Here is a 14,104-nt window from a genome sequence, read left to right as displayed (position 1 = left end):
GTCGCTAGGCAAATAGAAAACCGGTACCTGTAAAAGGGTATCGTTTTTTTTGTGCATTTTTTTCGATTGAGATTAAAAGGTGAAGGAAGAACAAAGAGTGCCAGGATATGGGGTTATCTTGAAGATTAATGGTTGAAGAAGAAATCTTGAACTTCGTCTTTTCTCCTTCTCGAAATGGAGAGTTATACTCGTAAGCTGTTGATAGTTTGTATATCTTTCAATGTAAATAAGATTGATTAATCAATCAATTTATAAAAAAAACTAATTTCAAATTCATAAGAAGATTATGTGTTCGTTATCCATTTGTAACGTAGTGCACAAAACATTTGTTTTTTAGACTCTAGAAAACTTTTAATGGGAACCGTTTTCGTTCTATATTATGACTCCAATAATCAATTCGCAACTCTATTATTCATATAGTGAAACCATACTTTTAAATTTCTTAAACTATTTCTTAAAATACTATTGTTTTAATTTCATAACACTGATATAATAAATCTTGTCGTTAAATATCATATGGTCCCGTGGTGTAGCGGTTAACATGCCTGCCTGTCACGCAGGAGATCGCCGGTTCGATCCCGGTCGGGACCGCCATTTATCTAAAATTAACAATCCGCATTGAAAGGAAACTTTCTATGTGGATTTTTTTGTGCAAATAAAGTGAAGAATTGCTATGAGTTCGGTACACTATAGAAAACATGTGTGAGGTAATCATTATATGACGTATATTAAACAAGTTACATCACTCGAAGAAACGGAACAATTTGGTCAACGTTTAGGGTCCATTGTTCAAGCACAGGATATTATTACACTGGAAGGTGATCTTGGAGCTGGGAAGACAACTTTTACTAAAAGTTTTGCAAAAGGATTAGGAGTAGTCCGGAATGTGAACAGTCCAACCTTTACCATTTTAAAACAATATGAAGGTAGATTACCATTCAATCACTTAGATGTATATCGTCTTGCAGGAAGTGAAGAGGACCTAGGATGGGATGAACTTTTTTATGGAGAAGCTGTGACTGTAATTGAGTGGGCAAAATTGATTGAAAACGATTTGCCAAATGAACGATTACAAATAGAAGTTTTCTATGAAGATGAATTTGCTAGACGTTTTGAAGTTACTCCAAAGGGTGAACGTTATGAGCAATTATGTAAGGAGTTATTTGAATGATTTGGTTAGGAATCGATACATCAAATGTACCATTATCAATAGCACTTGTTCAAGATAACCAGTTATTGGTTGAATGGTCAAGCGCATTGAATGTTACGCATTCAGTGGGGGCGATGCCTGCTGTTGAAGAAGTGTTAAAACAAGCAAATATTAAACCGAATGAAATTGATGCAATTGCAGTTGCTGAAGGTCCAGGATCATACACGGGAGTTCGCATTGGGGTTACCATTGCTAAAACCCTTGCTTGGACACTAAAGATTCCACTCGTAGGGGTATCTAGTCTACAAGCATTAGCTGGAAATGGAGTGTTTTTCAAAGGACTAATTTGTCCTATTATGGATGCACGCCGGTTAAATGTATTTACAGGGATATATACTAATGACTTTAATGCGCTCTTACCAGATGGTCATTATTCACTAGAATCTGTTTTAGAAATATTAGCAGCTAAAGATGAAGATATATTGTTTATAGGAAAAGATGTTTCAATTCATTGGGAAGCTATCCAACAAGTATTAGGTAAACGAGCTATTCGAGCACCATTTCATTTGGATTTACCAAAAGCATCTGTATTGATCGAGCAAGCTATGAAGAAACCACTTCCTTCAATAGACGAAACACATCATTTTGTACCTGAGTATAAGAGAATTACGGAAGCAGAGACGAATTGGCATTCTGAACAAAAAAAGGCTGAATCTTAATGAATGATTCAATTACATATCGGAAAATGACAGTTGCTGATATTGATGGTGTCTTAAAGGTTGAAAAAGAGGCATTCAGTCTACCCTGGACAAGAGATGCATTTTTACAAGAAATGACGACCAACTTGCATGCTTATTATGTTGTGGCAGAAAATAGTTTTGGAGAAATTATTGGTTTTTGTGGAATGTGGCTCGTGATGGATGAATGCCATATTACAAATGTCGCAGTGACCGAGCAAGCTCGGGGCAATAAGATTGGTGAAGGACTAATGCGTGAAGCGATTCGAGTGTCTAAAGAGCATGAAGTTGTTCTGATGACATTAGAAGTAAGAGTAAGTAATACAATTGCACAAAATTTATACCGTAAGCTAGATTTTAAAAATGGTGGTATTCGAAAAGGGTATTATACTGATAACCTAGAGGATGCACTAGTGATGTGGGTGAAATATAAATGATAAAAGATCAAATAGTGTTAGGTATTGAAACCAGTTGTGATGAGACGGCTGCATCAATCGTTCGTAATGGGAATGAGATTATATCCAATGTTGTATCATCACAAATCGAAAGTCATAAAAGGTTTGGTGGTGTCGTTCCGGAAATCGCTTCTCGACATCATGTAGAAGAAGTGACTATGGTATTAGAAGAAGCTCTTAAGCAAGCAAACATGAAACCAAATGACTTAGATGCAGTAGCAGTAACTGAGGGACCTGGACTTGTTGGTGCTCTTTTAATAGGGATAAATGCAGCAAAAGCGTTTGCCTTCGCGAATCAATTGCCTCTTGTTGGTGTTCATCATATTGCTGGTCACATATACGCGAATCAGTTAGTAGAACCCATGGAATTCCCATTACTAGCACTGGTCGTTTCCGGTGGACACACGGAAATCGTTTTAATGCAAAATCACGGTTCATTTGAGTTAATTGGTGAAACACGTGATGATGCTGCAGGGGAAGCGTATGATAAAGTAGCAAGAGTATTAAAGCTTCCCTATCCTGGAGGCCCGCATATAGACAGACTTGCACATGAAAGCGAAGAAGCAATAGCCTTCCCTAGAATTTGGTTAGAGCCAGGTTCTTATGACTTTAGCTTTAGTGGATTAAAATCATCTGTAATAAACTATATGCACAATGCTGAGCAACGAGGAGAAGAGATTAATCCTCAAGCCGTAGCCGCGGGTTTTCAATCTAGTGTGGTAGAAGTACTTACTTCGAAAACATTGCGTGCTGCCAAAGAGTATAAGGTAAAACAGGTAATTGCTGCTGGTGGTGTTGCCGCAAATAGGGGGTTAAGAAAGTCGTTAGAAGATACCTTTATTAAAGAAGGTATCAAATTTACAGTACCACCTCTATTTTTATGTACAGATAATGCAGCGATGATTGCTGCAGCAGGCTCTGTTATGTTTGAAAAAGGACATACTAGTTCAATGGCAATGAACGGAAAACCTGGAATGACATTATTCGACTGGAAGTAAAAAGAATCGATTTTCTCTTAGGAGAAAATCGATTCTTTTTTAACAAAAATAAATAGAGTTGTCAATAGAGAACATCTGTACTTATGCACAATTTGTGGATAACCTGTGCATAAGTCAGTCGAATTCAATATATAGTGGTAGGTTTACAACCGAATAAGGAATATAAAAAATTTTTTATCTGTGGATAGTGTGGGTAAGTCTGTTGATAGATTGATATATATAGCTTTTTATTGTGAATAAAATTGTGGAAAGAAAAATGTCGAAAGAAGTACTTGACCTATATATATGATTTAAATATGTAAAAAAATTGCGCATGTTTAGACATGCGCAATAGTTATAATTCTTCTAATTCTTCTTCTAGTCCAACCCACTCAGTCATTAGAACTTCTTGTTCCTCTTTAAAAGATTCTAGCTCCTTTTGAAGTGTCAATAATTGCTCATGATCTTGGAATATTTTTGGGTCACATAATTTTTCTTCAACAGAGTTTATGTTTTCATCTACCGTTTGTAATAGTAGCTCTAGTTCTTCTAAACGTCTTGAGATTTTTCGTTCCTTTTTCTTCGCATCTTTATCGATGGTAGAGGTGGAGTGTTTTGTCGTTGCAACTCCCACTTCTAGAACACCTGCTTGTTCTAAACGGATTTCTTCTAATTCTTTTTTCTTTTCAACAAAGTAATCATAATCACCTAAATATTCGAATGCTCCGTCTTTTGATAAGTCGATGACTTTTGTTGCTATCCTGTTAATAAAGTAACGATCATGCGAGACGAAAAGAATGGTTCCAGGATAATCAATTAATGCATTTTCAAGAACCTCTTTGCTATCAAGGTCCAAATGATTGGTAGGTTCATCAAGAATTAAAGTATTGGCTTTTACCATCATAAGCTTAGCTAAAGCCACTCTAGCTTTTTCACCACCTGATAAAGATGAGATGGTTTTATTCACATCGTCACCACTGAATAAGAAACGACCTAAAATATTGCGAACATCTTTTTCGTTAAATAGTGGCCAATCGTCCCATAATTCTTTAAGCACGGACCGGTTACCGGTAAGTTTAGCTTGTTCTTGATCATAATAACCAAATTGAACATTCGTTCCATATTGAATTGATCCGGTTATTGGAGCAATATCTTTTACAACTGTTTTGAGTAATGTAGATTTTCCTACACCATTTGGTCCTACTAAAGCAATACGATCTTCACGAAAAACTCTAAGATTTACATCTTGTGATACGGGTTTATCTGAGTATCCTACCGACACATCTTCTAATTTAAGGACGTCTTTACCACTATGACGATTAATAGAAAATCCAAACTTCGCAGATTTTTCATCGCTATCTGGGGACTCCATCCAATCCGTCTTTTCTAAAACCTTGCGACGAGACTGGGCCATTTTCGTTGTGGATGTAGCTGCCAAGTTACGTTGTACAAAATCTTCAAGTTTTGTTTTTTCTGACTGCTGACGTTCAAAGGTTTTTAAATCTAGTTCGTACGTCTTCGCTTTTTCTTCTAAGTACTTACTGTAATTCCCCACAAAACGTTTAACCTTATGACGAGATACTTCATAAACAAAGTTTACAACTTGATCTAAGAAATATCGGTCATGGGAGACGATTAAAATGGCTCCAGGATATCCTTGAAGGTAACGCTCTAGCCAGCTTAGGGTATCAATATCTAAGTGGTTAGTTGGTTCATCAAGAATAAGTAAATCGGGTTTTGTTAGTAATAGTTTGGTCAGTGCCAAACGGGTTTTCTGGCCACCGGATAACGATTGAATAGGCTTAGTGTAATCATCAGTGAAGAATTGCATCCCATGTAGGATGGAACGTGTATCAGCTTCGTATTGGTAACCACCGGAATCTTTAAATGCAACTTGCTTTATGTCATAGTCCGACATAATGCGAGCATAAGAATCAGGATCTTCATAAATATCCGGATTGGCCATTTGTCTTTCTAACGATCGTAATTCTTGTTCGGCTTTTTGATGATGTTCAAAAATGGTCATCATTTCATCCCAAATAGACAAATTAGAATCAATGCCCGCATGTTGTTCCATATAACCTATTTTTGTGTCTTTAGGGATTGTGATTTCTCCCGAGTCATAAGACAGTTCACCTGCAATAATTTTAAGAAGAGTCGACTTCCCAGTACCGTTTCTACCAACTAACGCTACCCGGTCTCGATGATTTATTTCGAGTTTAACATTACTTAATATTTCATCGGCGATAAAAGATTTATGTAATTGATTCACTTGTAATACAATCATATATTCCACCTCAGTTCTCATTCATTTTAAAGGATGCTTCAGGCACATGCAACGACTGGACTTTACATCACCATTCGAGTCATGTAAGATGAAAACGATTTCGCTTAAATTGCAGGAGGAACTGTATGAAACAAGATCAGCCTAGAATTCCACAAGCTACAACAAAAAGATTACCTCTTTATTACAGATATATGCAAAATCTTTCTAATGCGGATAAAAAACGTATCTCTTCACAAGAACTTAGTGAAGCGATGAAAATTGATTCTGCGACGATTCGACGTGATTTTTCACATTTTGGAGCTTTAGGCAAAAAAGGCTATGGCTATGATGTACAACACTTACTAACATTTTTTCGTCAAACACTTGATCAAGATGAAAAAAAAAATGTGGCATTAATTGGTGTAGGCAGTTTAGGTACGGCTTTTCTAAAATATAATATTCAAAAAAACCACAACACTCGAATTGTGGTGGCATTTGATACAAGTGCAACGGAAGACGGTACGATAATGACCGATATTCCCGTTTTTGAGCCCAGTAAGTTAGTAGAAAAAATACAAGAGTATGGAATTGAACTTGTAATCTTAACAGTTCCATCACGCGTAGCCCAAGAAGTTACTGATCTCTTAATCAAAACGGCGGTTAAAGGGATTCTCAATTTTACACCAGTACGGTTATCGGTGCCTAATTCAATACGTGTTCATACCATAGACTTGTCCGTTGAATTACAAACACTAATCTACTTCATCAAACAAGATGAAGAAACGTTCACACAAGGTTCATAGTAGGAAATAGCAAACATTGGTGAAATGAGTTAAAATGAAGTCACACATAAGGAGGTGTCTGCAATGCCAGGTCCAGGAAGTTTAATAATTATCGGAGTCATTGCGTTACTAGTGTTTGGTCCTAAGAAGTTACCTGAACTCGGTAAAGCGTTTGGTTCATCTTTACGTGAATTTAAAAATGCAACAAAAGGTTTAGCAGATGATCACGAAGATGATAACAAGAAAAAAGACGTTCAAAAAGATGAACTGAAGTAAGTTAGGATGAACATCCGATGAATGATAAAAATTTAACATTAGTTGAGCATATAGATGAAATTAGAAAACGATTGATGATAATCGTCGTTTTCTTTGTTCTTGGTGTAGTAGGAAGTTTCTTCCTTGCAAAACCTCTTATTCATTTTCTACAATATAGTGAAGAAGCAGCTTCATTAACATTGAATGCTTTTACGATAACCGATCCTATTATGGTCTATTTAAAAGTCATCATGTTTATTGCATTAGTAATTACATCCCCCGTAATTTTGTATCAATTATGGGGTTTTGTTAGTCCCGGTCTACATGAACCTGAACGTAAGGCAACACTTAGTTATATACCCTTTACCTTTTTTCTTTTTTTAGGAGGTATTCTTTTCTCCTATAAAGTACTTTTTCCTTATGTCATAAAATACATGATGATTTTATCAGCAGACTTAGGAATCAACCAAGTAATCGGTATCAACGAGTACTTTAATTTCTTGTTTCAAATCACTCTTCCATTTGGGATAGTTTTTCAATTACCAATCATTTTGTTATTCTTTACTCGCTTAGGAATCATTACACCAATGTTAATGGTTAAAATGAGAAAATACGCGTATTTTGCATTATTTATAATAGCAGCTTTTATTACACCCCCGGATCTCTTTTCTCACTTATTAGTAACGGTTCCACTATTTTTGCTGTATGAAATAAGTGTGTTGATTTCCCGGATTGGGTACAAAAAGTATTTAAAAGCAGAACAACAACGTGAAATAGAAGAACAACAAGCGATTATTGTCGAATTGAATAATCGAAAAAACGAAAGCCTTCCACCGGAGTAAACGGTAGAAGGCTTTTTTTGCTTATCTTATTGTGAGTTTGATAGAGATTCTAAATATTTTTGATAACGTTCGATATTTTCAGAATTCAATTGAACCATTACAACAAAACCATTCAATAACATATGAGAGATGATAGATGTTAGAATCCGTTTTGTTTTAAAATATAAGAATGCGAATATAAATCCAGATACCGCGTATAGTAAGATGTGAGTGAAGTCAAAGTGGATGACAGCAAAGACGATCGCACTCACGCCCCCTGCGATAAAGAAATTCGTTTTTTGTACAAGCGATCCAAAAATTACACGTCTGAATAGTAATTCTTCTAGAATAGGTGCAAATATCGCAATAGACAATATGGCAACCGGTGCAGCTGCTGCAATTTTAACAAAAGTAGCTGTATTATCAGACCCTGGTTTAATACCTAGTGCATTTTCAATTAGCGCAGCTATAGATTGACCAATTAACACCATAAAGAAGCCAAGAAAACCCCATCCAATAGATGCAGAGACTGAACTTTTTTTGCCTTTTAAGTTATTTAAAAACGATTTATCTTTTCGTATTATGGCCAAGCTCATAATGGCCGCTACTGACATGCTGATGAATACCCACCAACCACTTGCTAGAAGTTTAGCTTGCTCTACTTCCATTCCCTCTTGGCCCATTAAAAAGCTAAAGAGGAGAGGGGCAAAGAGTAACCCAGACAGTTGCATCAATACATAAATTAGAATTAAGTAAAACGCGGTTTTATTATTTTTCACAAATGATGTCCTTTCATTAAAAGAAGTCCTTTCCCTATTGTATTGTTTTTTATAGTCCATCGCAAAGAATAAAATAATCTAGTGCTCACACTTGCAATAATCGAAGTGATTCATTATGATAAGAATTGTGTTAGCACTCAAAGAGTGAGAGTGCTAATAAAATAATTAAAACCATTTTAGGGAGGTTGTTTCACTTGTTAAAACCATTAGGCGATCGTATTGTTATTGAATTATTAGAGACTGAAGAAAAATCATCATTCGGAATTGTTATTCCTGACTCAGCTAAAGAGAAGCCACAGGAAGGGAAAGTAATTTCTGTAGGAACTGGTCGTGTATTTGATAACGGCACGCGCGTAGAGTTAGATGTGAGAGAAGGAGACAGAATTATCTTCTCGAAATACTCAGGTACTGAAGTGAAATATGAAGGTAACGAATATTTAATTTTACGCGAAAGCGATATATTAGCAATAATAGGCTAACATTAATAACTTTATTTAAATTATTAGGAGGGTTTACAAAATGGCAAAAGAAATTAAATTTAGTGAAGACGCACGTAGTGCAATGCTTCGTGGTGTAGATAAATTGGCAGATGCTGTAAAAGTAACACTTGGACCAAAAGGACGTAATGTTGTTCTTGAGAAAAAGTTCGGTTCACCACTAATTACAAATGATGGCGTAACAATTGCAAAAGAAATCGAACTAGAAGATGCATTTGAAAACATGGGTGCTAAGCTAGTAGCTGAAGTTGCATCTAAAACAAATGATATTGCTGGTGACGGTACAACAACTGCAACGGTTCTTGCTCAAGCGATGATTCGTGAAGGTTTGAAAAACGTAACAGCTGGTGCTAATCCTGTTGGCATTCGTAAAGGTATTGAAAAAGCTGTCGTAGCGGCAGTTGCTGGCCTTAAAGAAATCTCAAAAGATATCGAAGGCAAAGAATCAATTGCACAAGTAGCTGCTATTTCTTCAGGTGATGAAGAAGTAGGCCTATTGATCGCTGAAGCAATGGAGCGGGTAGGAAACGACGGTGTTATTACAATCGAAGAATCTAAAGGCTTCACTACTGAACTAGATGTGGTTGAAGGAATGCAATTCGATCGTGGATATGCATCTCCATATATGGTTACTGATTCAGAAAAAATGGAAGCAGTTTTAGAAAACCCATATATCTTAATCACTGATAAAAAAGTAACAAGCATTCAAGATATTCTTCCTTTATTAGAGCAAGTGGTACAACAAGGTAAACCACTAATCATAATCGCAGAAGACGTTGAAGGCGAAGCATTAGCTACACTAGTTGTGAACAAATTACGTGGAACGTTCAATGCAGTAGCAGTAAAAGCTCCTGGATTTGGCGACCGTCGTAAAGCAATGTTAGAGGATATCGCTGTTCTAACTGGTGCTGAAGTCATCACTGAGGAACTTGGCTTAGAGTTGAAGACAGCTAATATTACACAATTAGGTCGTGCAGCAAAAGTGGTTGTGACGAAAGATAACACAACTATCGTAGAAGGTGCAGGACAACCAGAAAAAATTACGGGTCGCGTAAGCCAAATCCGTGCGCAATTAGAAGATACAACTTCTGAGTTTGATAAAGAGAAATTACAAGAACGTTTAGCAAAACTATCAGGTGGTGTTGCCGTGATTAAAGTCGGTGCAGCAACTGAAACAGAACTTAAAGAGCGTAAACTTCGTATTGAAGATGCTTTAAATTCAACACGTGCAGCAGTTGAAGAAGGAATCGTTTCTGGTGGTGGTACTGCACTTGTAAACGTTTATAAAAAAGTTGCTGAAGTAGCAGCTGCTGAAACTGGCGATGTTGCAACGGGCGTTAAAATTGTACTCCGTGCACTTGAAGAGCCAGTTCGTCAAATTGCTAACAACGCAGGTCTTGAAGGTTCAATCATCGTTGATCGCTTAAAACGCGAAGAAATCGGTATTGGTTTCAACGCAGCAAACGGTGAATGGGTTAACATGATGGAAGCGGGTATCGTGGATCCTACCAAAGTTACACGTTACGCACTTCAACATGCAGCATCTGTAGCAGCAATGTTCTTAACTACTGAAGCAGTAGTAGCAGACATTCCTGAGAAAAATTCAGGTGGCGGCATGCCTGATATGGGCGGCATGGGCGGCATGATGTAAAAATAAGAAAAAACCCTTGATATGTGTGGGTTTTTAAGTAAGATGAGAGTGGTTCGCTAATATTGAGGTAAATTTACGGAGGCTTCTCATGAGTTCACTGAACTTTTGGGAAGCTTCTTTTTTCATATCTTTTGTTATATTATGAGAAGGATATTGGGAAATTATTTTAAATTCTTCGGAAATATTAGTATTGATAATTTAATGGGTTAATCGAATTCGTTTTTTTATGTTGAATAGTGCTGTAGTAAAGGTGAAACGAGTTAGATTAAAATAGGAGGTGACCCTGATGGGTCACCTCCTATTTGTGGTAGGGATGATTATTATTGATGCGATATGCTCGATATATGTTTTTAAATAGTATTATTGTTTTAAGCCGAATGTCCATATTACTTATAGTCATTGTTTCATCAGTATGGATATTTTATTTGCTCACTATTATCGATATATCAGTAATTCAAGTCACGCTTAAACCTTGTATTTAGTATGATCGATGTGTTGGTATTGTATAATGAATAATAGAACGACTGCCTCAATAAATATTAATTATATAAAAATTAAGGAGAATTACATGGCCTGGAGCAAATTGAAGAAAAATCTGGAGAGTTTTCTCTGTCCTGCATTGTATGGAAGGGTTGAATACCGTGCAAGCAGCTATCGTTATTTACCTGATAAAGCAGGAATTTGTTATATTGCGGTAGATAAAAAGAATGTACTTAATATGAGTGATATAACTACCTTAATCCGATGGTATCAGACGGAGCTAGAAATAAAGAATGATTCAGATATCCAAATTCCTATCAACAATGAGGAAATTGAAGCGGTAAGAAAAGAAACCAAGGGGATAGTACCGGAGAATCGACTTCAAGTAATTGCAAGGAGTAGAAAATTATCAGTATATGCAAAGGAGCTTTTGTTAGCGCAATCATCCTTAAGTAAATCTAATTTTATAGTTGTAGCTAATAAGTTTTTATCCACTTCTATAGAGGACAGCATAGAGAGCAATGATATCCTATTGAATATTCTAGCTTTGGTGGACAGACGGGTTGGAAAAAAGCGAATTTTAAACATGACCGATAAGATGAAGTTAAAGCATCCAATTGTGCAGTATTTTTATGAACTACGGCTTAGTACGTTATGAGAATAAATAACTCATCTGAACATCACTTATGGCGAAAAGTTTATCGCCATGTAGATTTTAGTTTTATCCATGAGCTGGTCAACCTAAACTATAGTGGTTTTTTCATTTTCCGAATAACTAAAAATATTAGTCCGGTAATTTGATATTAAAGTATTAGTGCTGTTGCTATAATAGATATATGTTGGGTGTTTAATAAAAATAATTTATTTCTTCTTCATAAAAGGAGCAATATTATGAGTCTGTTTAGTAAACTTTTTAGCAGCATAGAGAAAGCTACCATTAACGAGAATCAGAAAAGGCCTGAAGAAGTGAACAATTTTTTGAAACAAGTTTCAGAGCAAACATCAACTGATGATACAAAGCATATTGGTGGTTTAGGTGTAGAGATTAACATTTCTGCCGAAGGTAATAAGGTTTCCATTACTTCATTACCAGTGGGTGTATCGACTGGTAGCATAGGAAATAATTTCTATGTTTACGAATGGTTTATTAATGAGTCAGGTGAAATATTTTACGTAGGTAAAGGACGCGGTAATCGTTATAAGGAGTTTCACCAACGAGCGTACGAAGCTGAAAAAATACGTAAAACGTATGACACTGATACTCGTTTTGTTGCTACTGGTTTAACAGAGGACCAAGCAATTGGATTAGAGAGCGAAGAAATGACACGTATATTGAATGAAACCAATGATAGATTAACGAATCGTATCATACCGTTACTAACTAAACGGGATAATGGATATGATCGTAGCCTAAGTACTCCTGAAATATAATTTGAGACTGCACCGGTTTTATACGCATGTGAAATTGAAGAGCATTACTTTGGCATACAGCACCGGCCATTTGATGAAGTCCAATACGAGAACCTTAAAGCTGTAGTCTTTATCACACGTAGTATGCGTGATGAAATTATCATTACTTATGGCGGTAACTTAGAAAAGTACAAAGATGAGGTAACCACAATTCTAGTCACTAATAGTAATAAGGTATTGAAAAGTAAATTTGCAAAATCGGTTACAGCATGGATTTATATAGGGGACGATTACGTGACGAATTATAATGTGGACCAGGAGAAAGCATTAGCAGATTTAGGGCGACATATACCTACATATCATTTAATCGATGTGTGGAAATATTTGAAAGAAACATTTGATGAAATAGCACCTTCTCCAAAAGAAGAACTACCAATAAATCCAATACATAGTCGAGTGCCATTAAAAGATATTAAGAACATTCATAATTGGGAGAAAGGCTTTGATGAGGGATACTCGTATTATGAAAATGGTGATAAGGCACGTAAAGAAGGCAATGTCGATGAAGCAATTGAATTATTTGATAAGGCACGCTACAACGGTTACAATGTACCTACATTATATAATTCTTATGCGATGGCATATCGCAAGCTAAAGGACTATGATAATGAAATTGCTATTCTTGATGAGGCAATTGAACGTTTACAAGCAGAAGAAAAAAATGTATATGAAACCCTTATTATGAATTTGAATGAGCGACGTTCTAAAGCATTTGCATTAAAGAGAAGATAGTACAGTAACAAGTTAACCTGATATTAAGTTACTGTAGCCCATATATCCTTCTTCATGTCTTTAATTATACGTTTTATATAATTTGCCTGATAGACAACTAAATAGACATATTACAACAAACCAAGCCTGCTCAAACGCTATTCTGAGCAGGCTATTTAATTTGTCTATAAAACGGTGGTTTTGTGGAATTATATAAATTTGTAGCTTACAGGGTTTGTTTCTAGTTGTTTCAGTCTCTTATCCCATTTTGTTGAAGAACCGTTTACGGTAGACGATGAAAGAAAGCCTTCAATGTAACTATACTGGTAGTCTAAGTTGTTTTGATCATTCTTAATCTTATATTGAGTAATCCAGGTTTTTAAATCCAGTGTTGTAAAAATAGAAGGTATATTACTCTTTTGTACAGCTTGTTCCAGTTTATCTAATAATGACATTTCAAATATGCCCCTTTTGATTTGTTTATTTCGATGGTTTTGTTGACATTATACACGTTTATAAACAGCAGCGTTGTCGGAATCTTTGTGAGAAAATACGTATTTTTTAGATAAAGGAGATTGTTTATTTGCTACTTCAGTGAAAGATTTACGACCAACGGATAAGCGAGAACGTTTACTGAAATTAGCCCATTTTTGTTTTGAGTAAAGTTCACGTATTTTAAATTGATGGCCATTTGGAAGGTTAGAAGCTTCTGTATCCACTAGCTTCACAGTTAAGTCTGTTTCTACTTCAAAATTAATTAATTTAAGTGCTTCATTTCGAATTAATGCCGCCATGCTGATCCCTTGTTGTTCCGCTAAAATGTTTAATTCTTCAAGTTCATTTGGTGAAAAACGGATATTAACGCTGTTTTGCATATATATCATCCAATCTTCTTCACTAGTGTTGCATTAATTTCTTTTGAAAATTAGGAATTCATAAAATCTTCAAATATCAATAAAAACCAAAAGAAAAAATCTTTATAATGGTAGGTACAGGTAGTTCCTGTCCAAATCCAATATAAAGGACCAACTTATGGACAAGAATACACGAAAAACTTCATTTGGTAAATGGGT

16 protein-coding genes and 1 tRNA gene are annotated in these 14,104 nt (G+C 35.8%); 13 read left to right on the top strand and 4 right to left on the bottom strand.

Annotated elements, in window-relative coordinates:
* Window positions 1-518: 518 nt before the first annotated feature.
* From B371_RS0107135 to tsaD, 5 genes are all read left to right on the top strand, one after another.
* Window positions 519-594: transfer RNA gene (locus B371_RS0107135), tRNA-Asp, on the top strand.
* Between the two features lie 124 nt (window positions 595-718).
* Window positions 719-1,171 (top strand): tRNA (adenosine(37)-N6)-threonylcarbamoyltransferase complex ATPase subunit type 1 TsaE, encoded by a 453-nt coding sequence (tsaE, locus tag B371_RS0107130; protein ID WP_019413619.1) that lies wholly within the window; start codon window positions 719-721, stop codon window positions 1,169-1,171.
* A complete protein-coding gene (gene tsaB / locus B371_RS0107125) occupies window positions 1,168-1,869 on the top strand; it encodes a tRNA (adenosine(37)-N6)-threonylcarbamoyltransferase complex dimerization subunit type 1 TsaB (RefSeq protein WP_019413618.1) in 702 nt (233 codons plus the stop codon). The genes tsaE and tsaB overlap by 4 nt, the downstream gene beginning before the upstream one ends.
* Window positions 1,869-2,324, top strand: a complete 456-nt coding sequence (gene rimI / locus B371_RS0107120) for a ribosomal protein S18-alanine N-acetyltransferase (RefSeq protein WP_019413617.1) — start codon at window positions 1,869-1,871, stop codon at window positions 2,322-2,324. Before tsaB ends, rimI begins: the two co-directional genes overlap by 1 nt.
* Complete coding sequence (gene tsaD, locus B371_RS0107115) at window positions 2,321-3,340, top strand: tRNA (adenosine(37)-N6)-threonylcarbamoyltransferase complex transferase subunit TsaD (RefSeq protein ID WP_019413616.1); 1,020 nt, start codon at window positions 2,321-2,323, stop codon at window positions 3,338-3,340. Before rimI ends, tsaD begins: the two co-directional genes overlap by 4 nt.
* A 334-nt stretch (window positions 3,341-3,674) precedes the next feature.
* Here tsaD and B371_RS0107110 read toward each other — a convergent pair whose 3' ends face one another.
* Entirely contained in the window at window positions 3,675-5,606 is a 1,932-nt protein-coding gene (locus tag B371_RS0107110; RefSeq protein ID WP_019413615.1) for an ABC-F family ATP-binding cassette domain-containing protein, read from the bottom strand.
* Between the two features lie 125 nt (window positions 5,607-5,731).
* Between B371_RS0107110 and B371_RS0107105 the strand changes: the two genes are divergently transcribed.
* The 3 genes from B371_RS0107105 (at window position 5,732) to tatC (ending at window position 7,464) form a co-directional block, all read left to right on the top strand.
* Window positions 5,732-6,388 (top strand): redox-sensing transcriptional repressor Rex, encoded by a 657-nt coding sequence (locus B371_RS0107105; protein WP_019413614.1) that lies wholly within the window; start codon window positions 5,732-5,734, stop codon window positions 6,386-6,388.
* A 63-nt stretch (window positions 6,389-6,451) separates the two neighbouring features.
* The gene (locus B371_RS0107100) at window positions 6,452-6,643 is read left to right on the top strand and encodes a twin-arginine translocase TatA/TatE family subunit (RefSeq protein WP_019413613.1); all 192 of its coding nucleotides are present in this window, start codon (window positions 6,452-6,454) and stop codon (window positions 6,641-6,643) included.
* 17 nt (window positions 6,644-6,660) lie between these two features.
* Window positions 6,661-7,464, top strand: a complete 804-nt coding sequence (tatC, locus tag B371_RS0107095; RefSeq protein ID WP_019413612.1) for a twin-arginine translocase subunit TatC — start codon at window positions 6,661-6,663, stop codon at window positions 7,462-7,464.
* 26 nt (window positions 7,465-7,490) lie between these two features.
* Here tatC and B371_RS0107090 read toward each other — a convergent pair whose 3' ends face one another.
* A complete protein-coding gene (locus B371_RS0107090) occupies window positions 7,491-8,222 on the bottom strand; it encodes a CPBP family intramembrane glutamic endopeptidase (RefSeq protein WP_026022990.1) in 732 nt (243 codons plus the stop codon).
* 194 nt (window positions 8,223-8,416) lie between these two features.
* On the opposite strand from B371_RS0107090, the gene groES reads away from it, so the two are divergent.
* From groES to B371_RS23990, 5 genes are all read left to right on the top strand, one after another.
* Entirely contained in the window at window positions 8,417-8,701 is a 285-nt protein-coding gene (gene groES, locus B371_RS0107085; RefSeq protein WP_019413610.1) for a co-chaperone GroES, read from the top strand.
* Between the two features lie 40 nt (window positions 8,702-8,741).
* Entirely contained in the window at window positions 8,742-10,370 is a 1,629-nt protein-coding gene (gene groL / locus B371_RS0107080; protein ID WP_019413609.1) for a chaperonin GroEL, read from the top strand.
* A gap of 568 nt (window positions 10,371-10,938) precedes the next feature.
* The gene (locus tag B371_RS0107075; RefSeq protein WP_019413608.1) at window positions 10,939-11,508 is read left to right on the top strand and encodes a hypothetical protein; all 570 of its coding nucleotides are present in this window, start codon (window positions 10,939-10,941) and stop codon (window positions 11,506-11,508) included.
* 233 nt (window positions 11,509-11,741) lie between these two features.
* On the top strand, window positions 11,742-12,281 hold the full coding sequence (locus B371_RS23995; protein WP_019413607.1) for a GIY-YIG nuclease family protein: 540 nt from the start codon (window positions 11,742-11,744) through the stop codon (window positions 12,279-12,281).
* A 273-nt stretch (window positions 12,282-12,554) separates the two neighbouring features.
* Window positions 12,555-13,052: a tetratricopeptide repeat protein gene (locus tag B371_RS23990; RefSeq protein ID WP_237721511.1), complete on the top strand. Its 498-nt coding sequence runs from the start codon at window positions 12,555-12,557 to the stop codon at window positions 13,050-13,052.
* 188 nt (window positions 13,053-13,240) lie between these two features.
* Here the strand turns inward: B371_RS23990 and B371_RS0107065 are convergent, their stop codons facing one another.
* Together B371_RS0107065 and B371_RS0107060 are read right to left on the bottom strand one after the other, a co-directional pair.
* Window positions 13,241-13,486, bottom strand: a complete 246-nt coding sequence (locus B371_RS0107065) for a hypothetical protein (protein WP_019413605.1) — start codon at window positions 13,484-13,486, stop codon at window positions 13,241-13,243.
* 48 nt (window positions 13,487-13,534) lie between these two features.
* Window positions 13,535-13,906 carry a DUF1413 domain-containing protein gene (locus B371_RS0107060; RefSeq protein ID WP_019413604.1) on the bottom strand — a complete coding sequence of 124 codons (372 nt, stop codon included), beginning with the start codon at window positions 13,904-13,906 and terminating at the stop codon, window positions 13,535-13,537.
* Window positions 13,907-14,104 lie beyond the last annotated feature (198 nt).

This window comes from Paenisporosarcina sp. TG20, assembly GCF_000286315.1.
In the GTDB taxonomy this organism is placed as follows: domain Bacteria; phylum Bacillota; class Bacilli; order Bacillales_A; family Planococcaceae; genus Paenisporosarcina.
The sequence above is the reverse complement of the archived record's forward strand: the minus strand, read 5'-3'. Positions and strand labels throughout refer to the sequence as shown.